The sequence below is a fragment of the Providencia sp. 2023EL-00965 genome (assembly GCF_033550225.1).
GTDB lineage: Bacteria > Pseudomonadota > Gammaproteobacteria > Enterobacterales > Enterobacteriaceae > Providencia > Providencia manganoxydans.
Map to the genome: position 1 here is coordinate 88,992 of NZ_JAWUEH010000015.1, position 22,394 is coordinate 111,385.

Annotated in this window: 18 protein-coding genes; 15 read left to right on the top strand and 3 right to left on the bottom strand. The window is 42.6% G+C overall.

What is annotated here, in order from left to right; translation table 11 throughout:
* Window positions 1-2 precede the first annotated feature (2 nt).
* Window positions 3-1,394: a chromosomal replication initiator protein DnaA gene (gene dnaA / locus SC428_RS17585; RefSeq protein WP_140179909.1), complete on the bottom strand. Its 1,392-nt coding sequence runs from the start codon at window positions 1,392-1,394 to the stop codon at window positions 3-5.
* Between the two features lie 642 nt (window positions 1,395-2,036).
* On the opposite strand from dnaA, the gene rpmH reads away from it, so the two are divergent.
* From rpmH to mnmE, 5 genes are all read left to right on the top strand, one after another.
* Window positions 2,037-2,180 carry a 50S ribosomal protein L34 gene (gene rpmH / locus SC428_RS17590; RefSeq protein ID WP_004906236.1) on the top strand — a complete coding sequence of 48 codons (144 nt, stop codon included), beginning with the start codon at window positions 2,037-2,039 and terminating at the stop codon, window positions 2,178-2,180.
* A gap of 21 nt (window positions 2,181-2,201) precedes the next feature.
* Entirely contained in the window at window positions 2,202-2,561 is a 360-nt protein-coding gene (gene rnpA, locus SC428_RS17595; RefSeq protein WP_081336048.1) for a ribonuclease P protein component, read from the top strand.
* Entirely contained in the window at window positions 2,525-2,785 is a 261-nt protein-coding gene (yidD, locus tag SC428_RS17600; RefSeq protein ID WP_070929843.1) for a membrane protein insertion efficiency factor YidD, read from the top strand. Before rnpA ends, yidD begins: the two co-directional genes overlap by 37 nt.
* 2 nt (window positions 2,786-2,787) lie before the next feature.
* The gene (gene yidC, locus SC428_RS17605) at window positions 2,788-4,437 is read left to right on the top strand and encodes a membrane protein insertase YidC (RefSeq protein WP_140179906.1); all 1,650 of its coding nucleotides are present in this window, start codon (window positions 2,788-2,790) and stop codon (window positions 4,435-4,437) included.
* Window positions 4,438-4,536: 99 nt separating this feature from the next.
* The gene (gene mnmE / locus SC428_RS17610; RefSeq protein ID WP_070929844.1) at window positions 4,537-5,901 is read left to right on the top strand and encodes a tRNA uridine-5-carboxymethylaminomethyl(34) synthesis GTPase MnmE; all 1,365 of its coding nucleotides are present in this window, start codon (window positions 4,537-4,539) and stop codon (window positions 5,899-5,901) included.
* 176 nt (window positions 5,902-6,077) lie between these two features.
* On the opposite strand, the gene SC428_RS17615 is transcribed toward mnmE, so the two are convergent.
* Window positions 6,078-6,254 (bottom strand): hypothetical protein, encoded by a 177-nt coding sequence (locus tag SC428_RS17615; protein WP_318709324.1) that lies wholly within the window; start codon window positions 6,252-6,254, stop codon window positions 6,078-6,080.
* A 503-nt stretch (window positions 6,255-6,757) separates the two neighbouring features.
* Here SC428_RS17615 and SC428_RS17620 point away from each other — a divergent pair.
* Complete coding sequence (locus SC428_RS17620; RefSeq protein WP_140179902.1) at window positions 6,758-7,531, top strand: transferase; 774 nt, start codon at window positions 6,758-6,760, stop codon at window positions 7,529-7,531.
* Window positions 7,532-7,534: 3 nt separating this feature from the next.
* Here the strand turns inward: SC428_RS17620 and fdhD are convergent, their stop codons facing one another.
* Complete coding sequence (fdhD, locus tag SC428_RS17625; RefSeq protein WP_070929846.1) at window positions 7,535-8,365, bottom strand: formate dehydrogenase accessory sulfurtransferase FdhD; 831 nt, start codon at window positions 8,363-8,365, stop codon at window positions 7,535-7,537.
* A gap of 181 nt (window positions 8,366-8,546) precedes the next feature.
* Between fdhD and fdnG the strand changes: the two genes are divergently transcribed.
* From fdnG to SC428_RS17670, 9 genes are all read left to right on the top strand, one after another.
* A complete protein-coding gene (gene fdnG, locus SC428_RS17630; protein WP_139158723.1) occupies window positions 8,547-11,594 on the top strand; it encodes a formate dehydrogenase-N subunit alpha in 3,048 nt (1,015 codons plus the stop codon).
* 11 nt (window positions 11,595-11,605) lie between these two features.
* Window positions 11,606-12,550: a formate dehydrogenase subunit beta gene (gene fdxH / locus SC428_RS17635; RefSeq protein WP_318709329.1), complete on the top strand. Its 945-nt coding sequence runs from the start codon at window positions 11,606-11,608 to the stop codon at window positions 12,548-12,550.
* A complete protein-coding gene (fdoI, locus tag SC428_RS17640) occupies window positions 12,547-13,197 on the top strand; it encodes a formate dehydrogenase cytochrome b556 subunit (RefSeq protein WP_070929850.1) in 651 nt (216 codons plus the stop codon). Before fdxH ends, fdoI begins: the two co-directional genes overlap by 4 nt.
* 807 nt (window positions 13,198-14,004) lie before the next feature.
* Window positions 14,005-15,255 carry a formyl-CoA transferase gene (gene frc, locus SC428_RS17645; protein WP_070929851.1) on the top strand — a complete coding sequence of 417 codons (1,251 nt, stop codon included), beginning with the start codon at window positions 14,005-14,007 and terminating at the stop codon, window positions 15,253-15,255.
* Window positions 15,256-15,317: 62 nt separating this feature from the next.
* Entirely contained in the window at window positions 15,318-17,021 is a 1,704-nt protein-coding gene (oxc, locus tag SC428_RS17650) for an oxalyl-CoA decarboxylase (protein WP_070929852.1), read from the top strand.
* 98 nt (window positions 17,022-17,119) lie between these two features.
* Entirely contained in the window at window positions 17,120-18,064 is a 945-nt protein-coding gene (gene yfdV, locus SC428_RS17655; protein ID WP_139158727.1) for a transporter YfdV, read from the top strand.
* Window positions 18,065-18,122: 58 nt separating this feature from the next.
* Window positions 18,123-19,379, top strand: a complete 1,257-nt coding sequence (gene frc, locus SC428_RS17660; protein ID WP_070929854.1) for a formyl-CoA transferase — start codon at window positions 18,123-18,125, stop codon at window positions 19,377-19,379.
* A 208-nt stretch (window positions 19,380-19,587) separates the two neighbouring features.
* A complete protein-coding gene (locus tag SC428_RS17665) occupies window positions 19,588-21,321 on the top strand; it encodes a nitrilase-related carbon-nitrogen hydrolase (protein ID WP_070929855.1) in 1,734 nt (577 codons plus the stop codon).
* 160 nt (window positions 21,322-21,481) lie between these two features.
* Window positions 21,482-22,198 (top strand): YoaK family protein, encoded by a 717-nt coding sequence (locus SC428_RS17670; protein ID WP_070929856.1) that lies wholly within the window; start codon window positions 21,482-21,484, stop codon window positions 22,196-22,198.
* Window positions 22,199-22,394: the final 196 nt, after the last annotated feature.

Sequence of the window (22,394 nt, forward strand, 5' to 3'; positions counted from 1 at the left end):
AATTAAGATGATAATGTTCTGATTAAGTTAGAAAAATCCTCTTTGATGTCATGGCTTTCTTCCCGTAACTGTTCAATTTTACGGCAAGCATGCAATACCGTTGTATGATCACGGCCACCAAAGGCATCCCCGATTTCAGGTAAACTATGATTAGTCAGTTCTTTTGCCAATGCCATTGCCATCTGGCGCGGACGAGCGACAGAACGAGAACGGCGTTTGGAAAGTAAATCTGCAACTTTTATCTTGTAATACTCAGCCACAGTTTTCTGAATGTTATCTATAGTTACCAGTTTTTCTTGTAGTGCAAGTAAATCTCGCAGCGCTTCACGCACAAAATCAATGGTGATGGCGCGGCCGGTAAAATTTGCATTGGCGATAACGCGGTTTAATGCCCCTTCTAATTCACGGACATTAGAACGTAGTCGCTTGGCGATGAAGAAAGCCACTTCGCCTGGAAGCTGGATCTCATTTTCATCGGCTTTTTTCATCAAGATCGCTACGCGAGTTTCAAGCTCTGGTGGTTCAATAGCTACCGTTAACCCCCAACCAAAACGCGATTTTAAACGATCTTCAACGCCATTGATCTCTTTAGGGTAGCGATCTGAAGTTAAAATAATTTGCTGGTTACCTTCTAGTAGCGCATTGAAGGTATGAAAAAACTCTTCTTGAGAGCGCTCTTTATTAGCAAAAAATTGAATATCATCGATAAGCAATGCATCAACAGAGCGGTAGTAGCGCTTAAATTCTTCAATCGCGTTGTTTTGTAAAGCCTTAACCATATCTTGTACAAAACGTTCTGAGTGCATATAAACGACACGTGCGTTGGCTTTATGTTGCATGATGCTATTGCCAACGGCGTGTAGTAAGTGCGTTTTACCTAAACCCGTGCCGCCATAGAGGAACAATGGGTTATATGCGCCCCCTGGGTTTTCAGCAACTTGTCTCGCGGCTGCGCGAGCTAGCTGGTTAGATTTACCTTCAACAAAGTTATCAAAAGTATGTTTGGGGTTCACATTTGAGCGATAGGCGACATCAGGTTGTATTTTAGTTGAATTATCCCAACTTGGCTTTATCGGCGCTGAAGGAATGACAACAGCGGGAGCTTCATGTGCAGGGCGAGCCTGGGTATTCGTTTGAGAAACGGAAATGGGTTTGCTTCCCACCTCGAAACGAAGAGCAGGCACGTCAGTACCACAGAAATCATTCAGTAGTTCATTGATATTATTGATGTATTTATCTCTCACCCAATCAAGGACAAAACGATTCGGGGCATAAAGTGCCAATGTGTTATCGTTTAATTCAGCTTGAAGAGGGCGTATCCACATACTGAATTCTGTGGCAGGTAGTTCATCCTGCAATCGGGCAAGACATTGCTGCCAAAGCGAAAGTGACACGGTGGACTCCCCTAAACAAGATCATCAATGAAACAAAAGAAGTACGGATTAAGCAAAGAATTTTCCGATCCTCAGATCAGAAATGTGACCGGAGATCATACCGTAAAATTGGCAAGAGATCTTCATTCTTTTACACAGTTTTTATGCTTTTTATCCACAGGTAAATGTGGTAAGACAACGAGGTTAACAGAGAAGCATACAGTTTGATCGCGATCATCAATGTTTTTTTCCACAACGTTGGGGATAACTTTAGACTATTTCTGGAAAATATTCTCTAAGATCAAAAAATATTTTTAGATCGACCGATGATCCTTGCGCTTTAGGGTGGAGTCCGTATAATCTTCCACCCTGTGTACTGCGTCGAAGCGATTTTTATGATGACTCATTTACGTTTAGGTAAGTGATTAAAATGAAAACACCGCTTTATGCGCTGTGACAGTATATGTCAGCAAACCTGTCAGCCAGGCTATAAATAAAAGTGGTTTGATTGCGTCATTTCATTGACGTGACCCCCTATGTTTTATTACAATCCTGCCTCTTTCTATATTGTTGCGATAGAGGCACAGGTGTAAATCAGTTTCCACTGGTTGCCAACGCGTTTACTGAATCAGTAATAAATTTAAAAGTTAGGTAGAAATCGTTATGAAACGCACTTTTCAACCGTCCGTACTGAAGCGCAACCGTTCACACGGTTTCCGTGCTCGTATGGCCACTAAAAATGGTCGTCAGGTTCTGGCTCGCCGTCGTGCTAAAGGCCGCGCTCGTCTGACCGTTTCATCTAAGTAATAAAGCTAGCCCTCTATTCTAGTGGTTACGCTCGCTTTTACCCGGGAGTTACGTTTGTTAACTCCCAGGCACTTCGATAATGTCTTTAAGCAGCCGCAGAGGGCGAGTTCCCCAGAGATAACAATCCTTGGTCGCCTAAACGAGCTGGGGCATCCCCGCATCGGTCTTACCATCGCCAAAAAAAATGTTAAACGAGCTCATGAGCGAAATCGTATTAAACGATTAGCCCGTGAATATTTTCGTTTGCATCAACATGAGTTACCTCCAATGGATTTTGTGGTATTGGTAAGGAGAGGGGTAGCTAATCTCGATAACCAGCAAATCACGGAAGCATTGGGTAAGTTATGGCGTCGGCACAATCGCTTGGCTCAAAAATCCTGATCGGGCTGATTAGGGGGTACCAATTGGCGATTAGTCCGCTATTGGGGCCTCGTTGCCGTTTTAATCCAACTTGTTCAAATTATGGAATTGAGGCATTGCGCAGGTTCGGAATGTTAAAAGGTAGTTGGTTAACAGCGAAACGCGTATTAAAATGCCACCCTTTACACGCTGGTGGTGACGATCCTGTTCCACCTAAAAAAAACGATGATAATAGAGAATTATAACGATGGATTCGCAACGCAATCTTCTACTCATCGCTTTGCTATTTGTTTCGTTCTTAGTCTGGCAGGCTTGGGAAAGCGATAAAGTTACCCAAGATGTAAAAACTGTCCAAACGACACAACAAACAGATATGCCAAGCAGTGATTCCCAAACTGTAACGAGCAGTGGGCAAGGTAAGCTGATCACAGTGAAAACAGATGTGTTAGATTTACGCATCAATACACGTGGTGGTGATATCGATGAGGCTGACTTGTTAGCCTATCCTGCGACCCTTCATTCGGAAGATCCTTTCCGCTTACTAGAAACTACACCAGGTTTTCTCTATCAGGCACAAAGTGGTCTGATTGGCCAACACGGCCCTGATAACCCAGCGAATAACAATGGTCAACGTCCTGTTTATAATACGGCTGAATCTAGCTTTGTATTACAGGATGGCCAAGATGAGCTACGTGTTCCAATGACATTCACCGATAAAGACGGTGTGGTTTATCAAAAAACCTATGTCTTAAAACGCGGCCATTACACTGTTGATGTTGAATACAATATTCAAAACCCAACAGCACAAGCTTTGAACCTCGCTTTCTTTGGTCAGTTGAAACAGACTATTCAATTACCAAAAGAGCGTGATACGGGTAGCAGCAACTTTGCATTACATACTTATCGTGGTGCGGCTTATTCTTCTGATGAAACTAACTATAAAAAATATAGTTTTAGCGATATTGAAGATAAAAACCTCAGCATTACCACTAAAGGTGGCTGGGTAGCGATGCTGCAACAGTATTTCGCGACGGCATGGGTTCCTGCAAGTAGCGAAAAAAGCACTTTCTATACCATCGACCTTGATAAAACCGCTGCAATCATTGGTTATAAGAGTGAGCCTGTGACCATTGCTGCAAACGGTGCGGGTACATATTCATCGACATTGTGGATTGGTCCTGAAATCCAGTCAGAAATGGCGGATGTTGCTCCACACTTAGATTTAACCGTTGATTATGGTTGGTTATGGTTTATCTCTCAGCCACTGTTCAAACTGCTGAAATTCATTCACGGTTTTGTCGGTAACTGGGGTATTGCTATCATTGTTATTACCTTTATTGTCCGCGGTATCATGTACCCGCTGACTAAAGCGCAGTACACTTCAATGGCGAAAATGCGTTTACTGCAACCTAAACTGGCTGCAATGCGTGAGCGTATTGGTGATGACAAACAGCGTATGAGCCAAGAAATGATGGCGATGTATAAAGCAGAAAAAGTTAACCCGCTGGGTGGCTGTTTACCTCTGCTGATCCAAATGCCAATCTTCCTTGCCCTTTACTACATGTTGATGGGGTCTGTTGAGCTGCGTCATGCACCATTCTTTGGTTGGATACAGGACTTGTCAGCACAAGATCCATACTACATCCTTCCAGTGCTGATGGGTGTGACTATGTTTGTTATTCAGAAGATGTCGCCAACGGCGGTAACTGACCCAATGCAGCAGAAGATCATGACTTATATGCCTGTCGTGTTCACGATCTTCTTCCTGTGGTTCCCATCAGGTCTGGTACTGTACTATATCGTGAGTAACTTAGTGACGATTATCCAACAACAGATTATCTATCGTGGTCTGGAAAAACGTGGTTTACATAGTCGCGATAAGAAAGAAAAGAAATAATGTAAATCATAGATGAGCCTTCTGCTCAGCTATCGATATAATATTAAGGCGGCCATTTAATGACCGCCTTAATTCGTTATAGGATGACAGAGAAACATTATGCAAACCAATGATACGATTGTTGCGCAGGCAACGCCTCCTGGTCGTGGTGGGGTCGGTATATTACGAGTATCAGGCCCAAAAGCGGCATTCGTTGCTCAAACTGTATTGGGCAAACTACCAAAACCACGTTATGCAGACTACCTGCCTTTTCGTGATGTCAATGATAGTGTGCTTGACCAAGGGATTGCGCTTTTCTTTCCCGGCCCTAACTCCTTTACAGGTGAAGATGTTTTAGAACTACAAGGGCATGGTGGCCCTGTCATTCTTGATTTATTACTCAAACGTATTTTAACCATTGATGGTATTCGTATTGCTAACCCTGGCGAATTCTCTGAGCGTGCATTTTTAAATGATAAGCTGGATTTAGCACAAGCAGAAGCGATTGCTGATTTGATTGATGCGAGCTCAGAACAAGCTGCGCGTTCAGCGATGAATTCACTGCAAGGCGCTTTTTCTGCACAAATTCATCATATGGTTGAAGCATTAACGACTTTACGTATTTATGTTGAAGCTGCGATTGATTTTCCTGATGAAGAAATTGATTTTCTTTCTGATGGTAAAATCGAAGCCAAGCTGGATGAGGTGATTGCCGACTTAGGACGTGTTCGCGGCGAAGCGCGTCAAGGCAGTTTACTGCGTGAAGGGATGAAAGTGGTGATCGCTGGTCGTCCAAATGCAGGTAAATCAAGCTTATTGAATGCATTAGCAGGTCGTGAAGCTGCGATTGTAACCGATATCGCAGGTACGACCCGTGATGTCTTACGTGAACATATTCATATTGATGGCATGCCACTACATATTATTGATACGGCAGGTTTACGCGAAGCAAGTGACGAAGTTGAACGTATTGGTATTGAGCGAGCGTGGAAAGAGATTGAGCAGGCGGATCGGGTACTGTTTATGTTAGATAGTACAACCACCGATGCTACGGAGCCACAAGATATTTGGCCTGAATTTATGGCTCGTTTACCCGATACTTTGCCTGTCACTGTGATCCGCAATAAAGCAGATAAAACGGGAGAACAAATTGAATTTGTTGAAGATGCCCGTTATCCACTGATCCGCCTTTCTGCTCGAGAGGAAAAAGGTATTGATTTGCTGCGCGACCATCTTAAAGAAACCATGGGTTTCAATAGCAATATGGAAGGTGGTTTTTTGGCACGTCGTCGCCACTTGCAAGCACTGGATGCCGCAGCGATACATTTAGCGCGGGGCCATGAGCAGTTAGTGGTGGCTCGTTCTGGTGAACTACTGGCGGAAGAATTACGTTTAGCACAACAAGAACTCAGTGAGATTACGGGTGAATTCACCTCAGATGACTTGCTAGGCCGTATTTTTTCTAGCTTTTGTATTGGTAAATAATTGCTCAAATCGTTTTGTTATACTATTGTTACAAGAAGTAGTGAAAATAGCCTCATCAAAAATTTGATGAGGCTATGGTTATTTATCACGAGTTTTGTTGACCGATTATCTGTCTTGACTGATCGGTATTATCTCGATGATATGTGGAGTCTTTACTCTATATCTGTAAACAATGATTAAAGTGGCAGACCTGGCAGAACAGGTAAATCTGGCAAATCAATGTCTAAACAGATAACAGCGCCTGTAATCGGATCAACGACTGCTTGGAGACAAACATCGATATCATCTGCCGCAGCATAGGTTGCGAAAACAGAAGAGCAAAGTATTGATAGACCTAACAGTAAGTTTTTCATGGACCATCTCCTATAAGGATAAATGATTATCAAAGATTCAGACTAGGAAACACGGGAATATCAACATCTATACTGATATCAGCGCCTGTAATGGAATTAATAACCGCTTAAATATCAGCGCCAGAATCATTCGCTACAGCATAGGTGGTGAAAAATGACTAACAAATCAGAGAGATACCTAACAATAAATGCTTCATGACTATCTCCTGTTGTTTGAAAGTCATTTGAAGTCTAGTTAGGCGTAACCGGCATAATACCAGCATTAATAAATTAATGTGATCTGCATCACAATTAACAGATCAAAATCAATTGATTGATTTTGTTTTGCTAATTAAATCAATAAATTCAAATTCTTATATTGTGGTCGGAATATTCTTATTAAATTCATTGGTTTATTTTTAGAGTAAAAAAAGTAGCAAATAACGAAAGTTTAATATTTCGTTAAGCTCTATTCCTGATTACTTATTACAATACTGATTAATATGAATATCAGGTCTAAATTAATGAACGATATCACGACGATAAACATTTATAGCTTTGTACAGCGCCCTGATTTGATCGAACAGTCGGAGGTGCTGTTAGACGCCTTATGGCCACAATTCATGTGTGAAACCGCAGTTCCCGATGAGTATTGGGAACAACTCTATCAAGAACCAATGAATCATTTCCAATTTTTAGCCGCCACAACGGTTAAGGGGAAAGAAACGGTTATTGGGGTAATTAAAGCTGTGCCTTTTCAATGGGCTGATAGTGATCTGACTAAGCTAAAAGAGTTTGGTTGGGATGATATTTTTAACTTTGCGATTGAGAACAAACAAGGGGATACCCGCTATGTTTCAGCGTTATCAGTCACGGTTGAACCTAAATATCGTGGGTATCACATACCCGAATTGTTAATTAGCGCGTTGAAAAAAGCGGCGATGAACTATGGTGCAAAAGCCGTTGTCGTACCTGTTCGCCCAACGCTCAAACATTGTTATCCATTGCAATCATTCGATGATTATTGTGCTTGGAAAAATGAAAAGGGTGAGCCATTTGATCCATGGATCCGCACACATTGGCGACTAGGTGGTAAAATTTTATGGCCAATATACCGTTCAATGGTGATAGAAGGCACTATTGAACAGTGGGAGTCATGGACAGGTATGCGTTTTATGCAGTCAGGTCAATATGTAGTGCCTAGCGCACTTGTACCTGTTTCTGTTGATTTTGAAAAACAATGGATTGAGTATATCGAACCGAATTTGTGGATGATACACCCATTGGAGCATGGATAACGATTAATCAATTATCCGACTTGAATGTGTGAATACGGTGGCTTTTCCTTGGCGGCAAAAGCCCACCAATGTGAGGTTTGATTTTTCAGCCACTTCAATTGCCAGTGAGGTAGCCGCAGAAACTGCAAATAATATTTCTGCGCCGCAGCTTGCCGCTTTTTGCACCATCTCATAACTTGCACGACTAGAAACTAATACGGCGCCTTGCTGCCAGTTTTGGCGATGCTTCATGCCTAATAGTTTATCAAGTGCCACATGACGGCCGACATCTTCACAGCCGCCAACTAACTCGCCTGTGGGGGAAATCCATGCGGCGGCATGGGTACAGCCGGTAATAGCACCGATTTCTTGAACTTTTTTTAATTCTGTTAAAGCATGGTCAAGGTAGCTGAGTGAAAATGTTTGGGTAAAAGGCAAAGGCATAATAGGTTTGAAAATTTCATCGAGCTGCTCTGTCCCGCAGATACCACAACCTGTTCTGCCTGCAAGATTGCGTCTGCGCTCTTTCAAACCCATAAAACGGCGGCTGGATAATTCGATATGAATTTCAATACCACGATGACAACCTTGGACAATATCAATCCCGCGAATTTCTTGCCCTGACTGTATGATCCCTTCGGATAATGAAAAGCCAACCGCAAAATCCTGTAAATCTTTTGGTGTTGCCATCATTACGACATGGGATATACCGTTATAGACCAATGCGACAGGTAATTCTTCTGCAACCCAGTCATTGACAGGCTGTTGAAGGTTGCCTTTTTGTTGCACGCTTGTGTGATTTGCACCAATCATTTTGAGAGATTTTGACTGTTTCGTGTTATTTGTTTCATGCATTAGATGAATTCCTAGCACTAATGATACATAATATTCATTATGGGTAAAAAGAATTTACACCATTCTCAGGCAATGAACCTGAATACGATACGGAAGACGTTGAATAAGAACAGTTTACCTGAGTATTGATATTTAAGATATTCAGTAGGTAAACAAGAGCAATGTAAATGAGGAGATCCCCATGCAAGTCAGCAGAAGGCAGTTCTTTAAGATCTGCGCTGGCGGTATGGCTGGTACAACGGCAGCAGCGCTGGGTTTTGCACCCTCAACTGCGTTAGCGTCGACACGTCAGTATAAATTACTGCGTGCGAAAGAAACCCGAAATACCTGCACATACTGCTCTGTCGGCTGTGGGCTGTTAATGTACAGCCTAGGTGATGGAGCGAAGAATGCAAAAGAAAGCATTTTTCATATCGAAGGAGACCCGGATCATCCGGTAAACCGCGGCGCACTCTGCCCGAAAGGTGCAGGACTTATCGATTTCATTCACAGTGAAAGTCGACTCAAATACCCTGAAGTACGCGAACCAGGTACTAACGAATGGAAACGCATCACTTGGAACGAAGCGTTTGATCGCATCGCTAAGCTGATGAAAGAAGACCGTGATGCTAACTTTATTAAACAAAATGAAGATGGTGTAACGGTTAACCGCTGGCTGACCACGGGTATGCTATGTGCATCAGCAGCGAGTAATGAAACCGGTTTTGTAACCCAAAAATTTAGTCGCGCCCTCGGCATGCTTGCCGTGGATAACCAAGCGCGTGTCTGACACGGACCAACGGTAGCAAGTCTTGCTCCAACATTTGGTCGCGGTGCGATGACCAACCACTGGGTTGATATTAAAAATGCCAACCTTGTAGTCGTTATGGGTGGTAATGCGGCAGAAGCGCATCCAGTTGGTTTCCGCTGGGCGATGGAAGCTAAAATCCATAATAAAGCTAAATTGATTGTTATTGATCCACGCTTTACCCGTACAGCGGCGGTGGCGGATTTCTACACGCCTATCCGTTCAGGGACTGATATTGCCTTTTTATCAGGTGTGATCAAATACCTACTGGATAACAAAAAAATCCAGCAGGAATACGTCGAAGCTTATACCAACGCTAGCCTTATTATCCGTGAAGATTACGGTTTTGATGATGGTCTATTTACAGGCTACGATGCTGAAAAACGTCAGTACGATAAAACCACGTGGAACTACGAGATGGATGAGAATGGCTTCGCATTACGCGATCCAACTTTGACTCACCCTCGTTGCGTGTTGAATCTACTGAAAGAACACGTTAGCCGTTATACGCCAGAAGTGGTGAATAACATCTGTGGTACGCCAATTGAAGACTTCCTACAAGTCTGTGAGTACATTGCAGAAACGAGTGCTAAAGACAAAACGGCATCATTCCTTTATGCACTTGGCTGGACGCAACATACCATTGGTGCGCAAAACATCCGTACTATGGCAATGATCCAGTTACTGCTTGGTAATATGGGGATGCTAGGTGGCGGTGTGAACGCACTGCGTGGCCACTCGAATATTCAAGGTCTGACCGACTTAGGTTTGCTATCACAAAGCTTACCGGGTTATATGACCCTACCATCGGATAAACAAACCACACTTGAAAGTTATTTAGCGGCCAATACACCGAAAATGACCCAACCAGGTCAGGTGAACTATTGGGGTAATTACCCGAAATTTTTCGTCAGCATGATGAAAACTTTCTATGGTGATAAAGCGCAGAAAGAAAATAACTGGGGCTTTGACTGGTTGCCTAAATGGGATCAGGGATACGATGTGTTGCGTTACTTCGAAATGATGGATAAAGGTGAAGTGAATGGCTATATCTGCCAAGGCTTTAACCCATTAGCCTCATTCCCGAATAAAAACAAAGTGGCAAAATCACTGTCTAAGCTGAAATTCTTGATCACGATTGACCCACTGAATACGGAAACGGCTAACTTCTGGCAAAACCATGGTGAGATAAACGAAGTGGATCCTGCTGAGATCCAAACTACGGTTTTCCGCCTACCATCATGCTGCTTTGCAGAAGAAAATGGTTCGATTGTTAACTCAGCACGTTGGTTGCAATGGCACTGGAAAGGTGCGGATGCCCCAGGTGAAGCCATCAGTGATGGTGAAATTCTGTCTGGTATCTATCATCGTATACGTCAGCTGTATGAAACAGAGGGTGGAGAAACGCCAGAGCCAGTTCTAAACATGACATGGAACTATCTCGACCGTGATAATCCAACACCGGAAGAAGTTGCCCAAGAAAGCAATGGTTATGCTTTAGTCGATCTGAAAGACGCTGATGGCAATGTCATTGTGAAGAAAGGCGAACTGTTGAGCTCATTTGCTCAATTACGTGATGATGGTACAACATCAAGTGGTTGTTGGATCTTTACTGGTAGCTGGACACCGAAAGGTAACCAGATGGCTCGTCGTGATAACTCTGACCCAACAGGTCTGGGTAACACACTTGGCTGGGCGTGGGCATGGCCATTGAACCGTCGTGTTATCTATAACCGTGCATCTGCTGACCCAATGGGTAAACCATGGGATCCGCGTCGCCAAATCCTTGAATGGGATGGTAGCAAGTGGATTGGTATGGATGTACCTGACTATAGCAACGCTCCTCCGGGTAGTGGTGTTCATCCGTTCATCATGCAACCTGAAGGTATGGGTCGTTTGTTTGCACTGGATAAAATGGCTGAAGGTCCATTCCCTGAACACTATGAACCGATAGAAACACCGCTTGATACTAACCCATTGCATCCAAATGTGGTTTCTAACCCTGCGGCGCGCGTGTTTAAAGATGACTGGGCGCAAATGGGTAAAGCGACAGAATTCCCTTATGTGGGAACAACTTATCGCTTAACGGAACATTTCCACTATTGGACAAAACACGCATTGTTGAATGCCATTATTCAGCCTCAGCAATTTATCGAAATCGGTGATCGCTTAGCGGCAGAAAAAGGCATTAAACAAGGTGATATGGTGAAGGTCAGCTCTAAACGTGGCTACATTAAAGCGAAAGCAGTGGTCACAAAACGTATTCATACGTTGAAAGTCGACGGTAAAGATATTGATACCATTGGTATCCCTATCCACTGGGGCTTTGAAGGTTTAGCAGTGAAAGGCTTTATTGCTAACACACTGACACCATATGTGGGTGATGCCAACACGCAAACGCCTGAATTTAAGTCATTCCTTGTGAATGTGGAAAAGGTGTAAGGAGATAAATTATGTCAATGCAATCACAGGACATTATTCGTCGTTCCGCCACCAATTCCCTGACGCCCCCAGCGCAAGTACGGGACTATAAGGAAGAAGTGGCGAAGCTGATCGACGTAACAACGTGTATCGGCTGTAAAGCGTGTCAGGTTGCCTGTTCTGAATGGAACGATATTCGTGACAAGATCGGTACAAACGTTGGGGTTTATGATAACCCAACTGATTTAACCGCTAAGTCATGGACTGTCATGCGTTTCTCTGAAGTGGAAGAAAATGGCAAGTTCGAGTGGCTGATCCGTAAAGACGGCTGCATGCACTGCTATGATCCCGGCTGCTTAAAAGCTTGCCCATCAGAAGGCGCAATTGTTCAGTACAAAAACGGTATTGTTGACTTCCAATCAGAGCATTGTATTGGTTGTGGTTATTGTATTGCGGGTTGTCCGTTCAACGTGCCACGTATCAACCAAGAAGATAACCGTGCATACAAGTGTACGCTGTGTGTCGATAGGGTTGAAGTTGGTCAAGAGCCTGCGTGCGTGAAAACCTGCCCAACAGGGGCTATCCACTTTGGTACCAAAGAGGATATGACAGCGCTGGCAACTGATCGTGTGACTGAACTGAAAACACGCGGTTACAACAACGCGGGTCTGTATGATCCTGAAGGCGTTGGTGGTACACACGTGATGTATGTTCTACATCACGCTGATAAGCCTCAGTTGTATCATGGCTTGCCAGAAAACCCAACCATTAGCCCGACAGTCACTTTCTGGAAAGGTATCTGGAAGCCGTTAGCAGCGGTTGGTTTTGCTGCAACTTTTGCGGCGGCCATCTTCCACTATGTGGGTATTGGTCCGAACCGCGTCTCCAAGAAGGAAGAAGAAGAGGCTCTGAAAGATATTCAGGACTCAACAACTTCTGAGACTTCAAAGTCAGTTGAAGGGGAGGATCAAAAATGATACCGCAGGATAATGAAAAAATTATTCGCCATAAGCCGATTGAAAGGATCAATCACTGGGCGGTTGTGATTTGCTTTTTGTTCACTGCCATTAGTGGGTTGGGGTTTTTCTTCCCATCACTCAACTGGTTTATGAACATTTTGGGCACACCACAACTGGCTAGGATCCTGCATCCATTTGTCGGTACGGCGATGTTCCTGTTGTTTATCTTTATGTTTTTCCGTTATTTTCACCATAACTTTATCAACAAAGAAGATATTAAGTGGGCGAAAAATATCGGTAAAGTCCTGAAGAATGAAGAAGCAGGTGACGTTGGGCAATATAACCTTGGTCAGAAAGGGGTGTATTGGGTGGTGACTATCTGTTTACTGCTGTTGGCGGTAAGTGGTGTGATCATGTGGCGTCCTTACTTCGCTGACTTTTTCTCTATCCCAATTTACCGTGCAGCGATTATGGTGCACTCTCTGTCTGCGATTGCGTTAATCATCATGATTGTGGTGCATGCTTATGCCGCAATTTGGGTGAAAGGTTCAGTTCGCGCGATGGTCGAAGGTTGGGTAACACGTGGCTGGGCGAAGAAACATCATCCACGTTGGTATCGTGAAATCGTCGAAAAAGAGAAACAGCAGCAACAAGAGAAGAACTAAATTCTTTAATTGTTAACTAGTTATCAACCCACAGGCAATATTGCTTGTGGGTTTTTTAATATTCATTACGCGCCATTCTTCACGTTGTCGTATTTTTTGTTAAGGTATGCTGATTTCAGGTTCACGAGTGACTCATTACACCTAGTAATTCGTTTAATTATCACTTGGCTGTGCCTAGAATATAATGCAATAAAGATATATAAAATCATTTTATTATTACTTAATTATAATAATTAATTTTCTGGAGTCGATTTGGCATAGTCCTTTTACGAGGTAATTACGGAATATTGTTGTGTTTAACTTCAAATAAATAATATTTGAATGCTATTCAATAATAATGTGTTTATTGTTGAGTAGAATTTAAATATTCATCATTTAAAGATGCTCCTTAAATTACGTTATTTTGATTTATAAGGGTATTTTTTTTTGTTGTTGATCGTTTATAGATGCTCATATTATGGGATTTTAAAAGGATGGTTTAAATAAGACTTTCTTAATTGGATTTTAAATTATCATATCAGAACAATCAATAATGCCATTTTTAGAATAATTCAATAGCAGTATGCTCGATTAGTGAATGAATAAAATATTAATAACCTCTAAATATTACTAGATTAGAATAATTAAATAATTGAACTTCAATATATTAGCTTTCTAGACATTAAGTGAGATATTTATTATAACGGTGTAAATCATTATTTCTTAATAAGAAATATTCTAATAAAAATTATCCTTTTTGAAATGACGTTCACCGCAGCTAAATAAATATTTAATTCCATTTACGACAGCTAAATAATGAGGTAATTCATGGATCTTCCTTTACAAGGTATCAAAGTACTCGATTTCACCGGTGTACAGTCAGGGCCATCTTGTACCCAAATGTTAGCGTGGTTCGGTGCTGATGTAATTAAAATTGAACGCCCCGGTGTGGGGGATGTCACCCGTAATCAGCTAAGAGATATTCCTGATGCAGATGCGCTTTATTTTACCATGCTGAACAGCAATAAGCGCTCTGTTGAATTGAATACTAAAACACCAGAAGGCAAGGAAGTCATGGAACGTTTGATCAAGCAAGCCGATGTGCTGGTTGAAAACTTCCATCCAGGTGCTATCGACCATATGGGGTTTACTTGGGAACATATTCAAGAACTTAACCCACGCTTGATTTTTGGCTCGATTAAAGGATTTGATGAAAATTCACCTTATGCAGATGTTAAAGCGTATGAAAACGTTGCTCAGGCTGCGGGTGGTGCGGCTTCAACGACAGGTTTTTGGGATGGCCCACCATTAGTCAGTGCAGCAGCCCTTGGTGACAGTAATACCGGTATGCATTTGCTGATTGGTTTATTGGCCGCGTTATTACATCGTGAAAAAACGGGTAAAGGGCAACGCGTGACCATGTCGATGCAAGATGCGGTATTGAATCTTTGTCGAGTCAAATTACGTGACCAACAACGTTTAGAAAAAGTGGGTTATCTCGAAGAGTACCCGCAATATCCAAACGGTAAATTTGGTGATGCAGTGCCTCGTGGTGGTAACGCTGGTGGCGGTGGTCAACCGGGCTGGATCCTAAAATGTAAAGGCTGGGAAACTGACCCGAACGCTTACATTTATTTCACTATTCAAGAGCAAGACTGGGAACAAACTTGTGTGGCGATCGGCAAGCCTGAGTGGGCCACGGATCCCGCATACAGCACTCCACAAGCTCGTCAGCCACATATCTTTGATATTTTTGCTGAAATTGAAAAATTCTTAGCGGATAAAGACAAACACGAAGCCGTTGAGTATTTGAGCAAATATGGTGTGCCTTGTGCACCTGTACTAAGTATGCGTGAGATTGCACGTGATCAGTCATTGCGTGATAGCGGTAGTATTGTGGAAGTTGAGCAGCCAAAACGTGGTACTTACCTCACTGTGGGCTGCCCAATGAAGTTTTCTTCATTTACCCCTGAAATTAAGAGTGCACCGTTGTTAGGTGAACATACAGATGAAGTATTAACTGAATTGGGCTATAGCGCAGAGCAAATTGCATCTATGCGTACTAATAAAGCAATTTAATTCTCTATTAGGGAGCTTTATTGAAGCTCCCTCCACACGATTTACATTTTTATGAGGTGGACATGTCGACCGATCAAACACAAAACTTGACCGATGGAATGCATATTATCGTTGATGCACTGAAAAAGAATGGCATCGACACAATTTATGGTGTTGTGGGGATCCCTGTCACCGATATGGCGCGTCACGCGCAGGCAGAAGGCATTCGTTATATTGGCTTTCGTCATGAACAATCAGCGGGTAACGCAGCAGCTATTAGCGGTTATTTAACCCAAAAACCTGGCATTTGTTTAACAGTATCTGCCCCCGGTTTTTTAAATGGCATGGTGGCGTTAGCCAATGCAACGACTAACGGTTTTCCAATGATCCAAATTAGTGGTTCTAGCGATAGAGCCATTATCGACCTGCAACAAGGTGATTATGAAGAGTTGGATCAAATGAATACCGCGAAACCTTTTGTTAAGGCGTCATATCGAGTGAATAAACCAGAAGACCTCGGTATTGCTTTAGCTCGCGCTATTCGTGCTTCTGTTTCAGGTCGTCCGGGAGGCGTGTACCTTGATTTAACTACAGAAGTACTTGCTGCCGTAATGGATAAAGATGAAGCAGATAAAACCATTTTTACTGTGGAAGATCCTGCACCTCGTCAGTTACCAGCACCCGAATCAGTCGATAAAGCCCTTAAATTATTGGCGGCGGCAAAACGCCCGTTGATTATTTTAGGTAAAGGTGCGGCTTACGCACAAGCAGATGAAAATATTCGTCAATTTATTGAAACAACAGGTATTCCTTATTTACCAATGTCAATGGCGAAAGGGCTATTGCCTGATGATCATCCACAATCAGCGGCAGCTGCACGCTCTCATGCATTATCAAATGCAGACGTGGTAGTGCTCATGGGAGCACGTCTGAATTGGCTGCTCGATCATGGTAAAGGTAAGCATTGGTCAACAGAAACACAATTTATTCAGTTAGATATCGAGCCAACAGAGATTGATAGCAACCGTCCAATTGCCGCGCCTATTGTTGGTGACATCTATTCAAGTATTGAAGCGTTACTTGCTGGCTTGAAATCAACCCCAGTTAAGTCCCCGAGTGACTGGATGGCGGGTATCGATGATATCAAAAAAGTGAATAGCGAAAAAATGGCCGCTAAGCTGAATACTGATACTTCACCATTGAATTATTTCAACGCGCTGCGTGCTATTCGTGATGTGCTGGTCGATCACAAAGATGTGTATGTTGTGAACGAAGGGGCAAACACCCTCGATAATGGACGAAATATCATCGATATGTATAAACCACGTCAGCGTTTAGACTGTGGTACTTGGGGTGTGATGGGAATTGGTATGGGCTACGCAGTGGGCGCAGCGGTAACCAGTGGCAAACCTGTAGTCGCAATTGAAGGTGATAGTGCGTTTGGCTTTAGTGGCATGGAAATTGAAACTATTTGCCGTTATAAGCTGCCAGTAACTATCTTGATTTTCAATAATGGCGGTATTTACCGTGGTGATGGCGTTAACTTGCATGGTGACAGTGACCCATGTCCAACCGTGTTCATGAAGGGCGCTCGTTATGACAAGATGATCGAGGCTTTCGGCGGTATTGGTTATAACGCAACCACACCTGATGAAATCCAACAGGCTTTAAAAGCAGGTCTTACTTCGGGCCAACCAACATTGATTAATGTGGTGATTGACCCTGCGGTAGGCACTGAAAGTGGTCACATAGGTAATTTAAATCCTAAATCGGTTGTCAAAAACTAAACAACCTTTTCAATTAAATAAAAACGTAATGCCACTTAGTTAATAAGTGGCATTAGGACGCTTTTTGCCCAAAAAAGGTGAGTCTAATGACGGATTTTATGTTCAAGATATTTATGAGCGATTTATTGCCCATAATTATCATTATGGTATTAGGATACGTGAGTGGTCGACGTAACGTATTTACTAATGACCAAGCAAAAGCATTTAATAAACTAGTATTAAACTACGCATTACCGGCGGCATTATTTGTTTCATTAGTTCGTGCAAATCGCGACATGATTTTTGCTGACATGAAACTCACGATTATTTCATTAGTTGTTCTGCTGCTGTGTTTCTTTTTCACATTCTTTAGCTGTAAAAAATTCTTTAAACATTCGCGCCCAGAAGCCGCAGTTTGTGCCTTAATTGCTGGTTCACCAACGATTGGTTTTCTTGGCTTCGCGGTCTTAGATCCTATCTATGGTGATACGGTTTCTACCGGCCTAGTGGTTGCGATTATTTCAATTATCGTTAACGCAATTACTATCCCAATAGGCCTATTTTTACTTAACCCAGGTAGCGCTAATGGGCAAAAAGGCGGCGGTGGTATGAGTGCGCTTATTTCTGCCTTTAAAGAGCCCGTTGTTTGGTCACCAATATTAGCGACCGTTTTAGTCCTCGTCGGAATTAAAATTCCTGATGTTTGGGATCCAACATTCGACTTAATTGCTAAAGCGAACTCTGGGGTGGCGGTATTCGCAGCAGGACTGACATTGGCAGCAAATAAATTCGAATTCGATGGTGAGATTATTTATAACACCATGCTGAAGCTGATTTTAATGCCAGGTTTAATGTTAATTGCTGGACTATTATTCCATATGGAATCGACACAATTACAAATGATGGTATTAGCCGGTGCGCTTCCACCTGCATTCTCAGGAACCATTATTGCGAGCCGATTTAATGTGTATACCCGAACAGGAACCGCATCATTAGCGGTCAGTGTGATGGGTTTCATTATTGCGGCGCCATTGTGGATTTATATCGCACGTTTAGTCGCATAAATCGGCCGATGTGAAGCATTTAATAGGTTTCATATCGCCAGCAAATTAAGGAGTGATTATGGCTTTTCCTCTTCCATTAGATGGTATTCGAGTACTGGATTTTACTGGCGTTCAATCAGGGCCATCTTGTACCCAAATGTTAGCGTGGTTCGGTGCTGACGTCATAAAAATTGAGCGACCGGGTATTGGTGATGTGACACGCAGTCAACTTAGAGATATTCCAGATGTAGATGCGCTTTATTTCACCATGCTGAACAGTAATAAACGTTCCTTAGAACTGAATACCAAAACGCCGGAAGGCAAAGAGGTGATGGAAAAGCTGATCCGCCAAGCCGATGTACTGGTTGAAAACTTCCATCCGGGGGCGATTGATCATATGGGGTTTACGTGGGAAATCATTCAGCAACTTAACCCGCGACTGATCTTTGGCTCGATTAAAGGGTTTAATGAAAATTCACCTTATGCAGATGTCAAAGCGTATGAAAATGTGGCACAAGCAGCGGGTGGTTCAGCATCGACAACGGGTTTCCCTGATGGTCCACCTGTTGTGAGTTCGGCTGCTTTAGGGGATAGCAATACAGGTATGCACCTACTGATTGGTCTACTGGCTGCATTATTACAACGAGAAAAAACGGGTAAAGGGCAACGCGTGACCATGTCAATGCAAGACGCGGTATTGAATCTTTGCCGCGTTAAATTACGCGACCAACAACGACTCGAAAAGTTGGGTTTTTTAGAAGAGTACCCGCAATATCCTAATGGAACTTTTGGTGATGCCGTTCCACGTGGTGGTAATGCAAGTGGAGGTGGACAACCGGGTACGATGCTGAAATGCAAAGGCAGTGATACCGACCCCAATGCTTATATTTATTTTATTAACCAAGATCATAATTGGGAAAATACCTGTGATGCAATTGGTAAACCTGAATGGAAAACGGATCCTGCTTTTGTCACGACAGAAGCAAGAGCTAGCCATATCCAAGATGTTTGGGATGCCATCGAAGAAATTGCTAAAGATAAAGATAAGCATGAATTAACCGACTATTTCGATCAGTTCGGTGTGCCATGTTCCGCAGTATTAAGTATGAAAGAGTTAGTTGATGATCCCTCTTTACGAGGCAGTGGGTCCATTGTTGAAGTCGAACAACCATTACGTGGGCATTATTTGACTGTCGGCTGTCCAATGAAGTTTTCATCGTTTACGCCTGAAATTAAAAGTGCGCCACTTTTGGGGGAACATAATAATGAAATACTTAAAGAGCTGGGTTATAGCGATCAACAAATAGCAAATATGAAAGATAAAAAAGTTATTTAATTATATTCGACATATTTCTAATTGCAGGTTTTTAGTTAAGGTAGGGAGCTGTATTCCGTTGTGCTCCCAGCCTATCTGCAACACGAATTATTATCGAGTATAAAGATTATTAAATAACCCAATCAGACACATCAATATCTTATCAATAATAATGATGAGCGGGTTTTGCTCATCCATTATTTGCCTATTTATATTAAGGGTTAATAATATGGACAATGTAATAATTAAAAAAAGCAGTAAAGTTGCCGCTGTTGATTTTGTCCCTGCTTGGGGAGATTTAGATGGCAATATTCGTCGCTTAGCTGAGGCGGCGGAAAAAGTTGCAGAGCAAGGGGTCGACTATGCGGTATTCCCTGAAACGGCAGTGAGCGGCTATTTATTTTCTGATTCTGCGGAATTGGCACCTTATCTCGACACCATACCCGGCAAAACAACGGCGGCGATCTTACCGATACTCGCACGTACGGGTATGTATATGAGCGTTGGTATTGCTGAACGCGATACGGATACTGGATTAGCCTATAACTCAGCGGTATTGATGGGTCCAGAAGGTATTATTGGTAAATATCGTAAAATAGGTTTGAACTCCCAAGACCAAAAAGTGTTTGCGCCGGGTAATACAGGAGTGAAAACGTTTAATACGCCAATTGGCCGTATTGCATTATTAATTTGTTACGACGATACCTATTGGCAATATGTACGTTTGGCAGCGTTAGAAGGCGCGCAGATCATTGGTTGGCACTCAGTTTCTGACCGTATGATGCCGAATGCGACACCTGCTGAGATGCTAGGGGATCACTCCACGGTTGCTCATGTGCAGCATATGAGTGCATTTAATGGTGCATGGGTCGTTTGTGCAACACGCAGTGGTATTGAAACCAATCCAATTACTCATGGGCAACTGTACTATAACGGTGGTTCAAGTGTATGGGCGCCTTCGGGTCATAAAGTGGCACAATCGCCAGTTTTAAGCCCGCTTGAATTAGAGCCAGGCTTGAACGGTATTTTCTGTGCGACTATCTCTCTTGATGAGGCCGACAAACAGCGAGAAGCATTGCTGGCAAAACGTCGCCCTGAATTGTATTTCCCGACATTGGCTTTCCACCGCAGCCCAACGGATATCAATGCAACGACCACAAAAGTGCAAACAACATTGATTGCAGCCCAATGGGATAAATCAACATCTAGTCTTGATACTGCCACCGTGGGTGAAAATGAGCTGTTGGTACTGCCTGAATTATCTGCATTGCCATACACCAATGATCCAAACGTTTTACTGACACATGCAGAGAAACAAGGCGGAACGTTTGAACAAACTATTACCAAGATCGCCGCCGCTGGTAAGGGATATGTCGTGGGTAGCTACCCTGAGATCGACGTCGATAAGTTATATCATACCGTTGTATTGGCAGGGCCTGCGGGAGAAATTTTAGCAAGATATCGTGTAACACATCTTAATGAACGCGATAAAGGCTGGGCGAGTGCGGGTAATGCAGTTAGCGTGACATCAACACCAATTGGGCGCATTGCATTAGCTGCGGCCCATGAATTAGAAGTTCCAGAACTCGGTGGCTTATACAGCACGTTACGTGCCGATATCATTGCAGCTCCTGCGGGGCTACCGAGTGATTTACGTGTTGAAATCGAAAGCCATTTATTCTCTGTTGATAACCCACCGACTGGGCGTGCTGATTTTATACCCTATGCTATCGCGACGTTAAATCAGCTATGGGTGGTATGTGGCGGCCGACATGATCGTGATTTTACGTCAGCAGCAATTTATGGGCCAGAACCCGTAGTACTAACGCCAACCTTGACGGCTGAGCGTGATGCAGCGGATGTTAGGTTACAAGCACAAGTACCTGCCCCCTATACATGGATTAATCAAGAGCGCTTGATTAGTGGTCAGCAGGCGATTTGGTTTCCACCGTTAACAGCTTAATTTTAAAAATGATATTTGAAAAATACTCTCTGCCAATTCGCAGGGAGTATTTATTTTTTATATTCGTCATACTTCAAGTTGCAGGGGAGGTGACTACGCTACGCTCACTGACTACCTGTCACTTGAATTATTTAGAGATTTGCTTTTAGGTTAAATAATTATGACAACACCAACACCCAAAATCCCCTTTATGCAATTGCCAACAATTGCTTTTTTATTAGCCATTACATCAGGTATGTTAGATGGTTATGCTTTTTTCACCACTAAATCGTTTGCCACTTTCCAATCAGGCAACATCATTATGTTAGGCTATGAATTCGCCAAACATGGTTTAGCGGCAATTATTCCGTATATCATTACCATCTTTGCATTTGGTGCAGGGGCAATGCTATTGGCTTGGTTACGTTATAAATACAATACCAATGAAAAAACGTGGACATTCACGCTGTTATCATTAGAAATCATCCTAATTTTGTTGCTGATCGCTTATATTTATTTTTATAAAGTCGAGGCAAGCGGCTTCCATGCTGTGTGGGCCTTATCCTTTATTGCTGGTATGCAGGGTAATGCATTCCATAAAATTAACGGCATGCTATATGGTAATATTGCAGTGACTTTAAATGTGCAGTTAGGGTTTAGCTCATTAGCGGAATCTGTTGCTTTTAAAGGCCAAGAAAGAAGAGAAGCGCTGTATAAAAGCTATTGTTACTTTTTGACCCTATTTGGGTTTGCGGGTGGTGCTTTTATGATGGCCATGTTAGCGGATTACGCCAGAGAATATGCATTATTAGTAACGTTAATCCCATTATGCTTAATTTTTACCATGGGACGTCATTTCTCAAAAGAGAATAGCGGGTTGTCTATCGATTCTAATTAAGTGAAATATAAAGAAGGTTATTAATTTATTTTTTATGATATTATTTTTTTGATGACAATTTGCGATCTTTCAGTCTAGCTAAACATAGTCAGATTAACTTAATCGCATTAATAGGCCTGAAAATTTCGTTAGGACAAGGTTATTCACTCAATGTAAGAGCAATATAGTAGGTATTTATAAGGTCGTATTATATTGC

Excerpts from the sequence above, each read along its gene's own strand:
- rpmH (WP_004906236.1), top strand. The coding sequence starts at position 2,037 with ATGAAACGCACTTTTCAACCGTCCGTACTGAAGCGCAACCGTTCACAC.
- yidD (WP_070929843.1), top strand. The coding sequence starts at position 2,525 with ATGGCGTCGGCACAATCGCTTGGCTCAAAAATCCTGATCGGGCTGATT.
- yidC (WP_140179906.1), top strand. The coding sequence starts at position 2,788 with ATGGATTCGCAACGCAATCTTCTACTCATCGCTTTGCTATTTGTTTCG.
- mnmE (WP_070929844.1), top strand. The coding sequence starts at position 4,537 with ATGCAAACCAATGATACGATTGTTGCGCAGGCAACGCCTCCTGGTCGT.
- SC428_RS17615 (WP_318709324.1), bottom strand. The coding sequence starts at position 6,254 with ATGAAAAACTTACTGTTAGGTCTATCAATACTTTGCTCTTCTGTTTTC.
- SC428_RS17620 (WP_140179902.1), top strand. The coding sequence starts at position 6,758 with ATGAACGATATCACGACGATAAACATTTATAGCTTTGTACAGCGCCCT.
- fdhD (WP_070929846.1), bottom strand. The coding sequence starts at position 8,365 with ATGCATGAAACAAATAACACGAAACAGTCAAAATCTCTCAAAATGATT.
- fdxH (WP_318709329.1), top strand. The coding sequence starts at position 11,606 with ATGTCAATGCAATCACAGGACATTATTCGTCGTTCCGCCACCAATTCC.
- fdoI (WP_070929850.1), top strand. The coding sequence starts at position 12,547 with ATGATACCGCAGGATAATGAAAAAATTATTCGCCATAAGCCGATTGAA.
- frc (WP_070929851.1), top strand. The coding sequence starts at position 14,005 with ATGGATCTTCCTTTACAAGGTATCAAAGTACTCGATTTCACCGGTGTA.
- oxc (WP_070929852.1), top strand. The coding sequence starts at position 15,318 with ATGTCGACCGATCAAACACAAAACTTGACCGATGGAATGCATATTATC.
- yfdV (WP_139158727.1), top strand. The coding sequence starts at position 17,120 with ATGTTCAAGATATTTATGAGCGATTTATTGCCCATAATTATCATTATG.
- frc (WP_070929854.1), top strand. The coding sequence starts at position 18,123 with ATGGCTTTTCCTCTTCCATTAGATGGTATTCGAGTACTGGATTTTACT.
- SC428_RS17665 (WP_070929855.1), top strand. The coding sequence starts at position 19,588 with ATGGACAATGTAATAATTAAAAAAAGCAGTAAAGTTGCCGCTGTTGAT.
- SC428_RS17670 (WP_070929856.1), top strand. The coding sequence starts at position 21,482 with ATGACAACACCAACACCCAAAATCCCCTTTATGCAATTGCCAACAATT.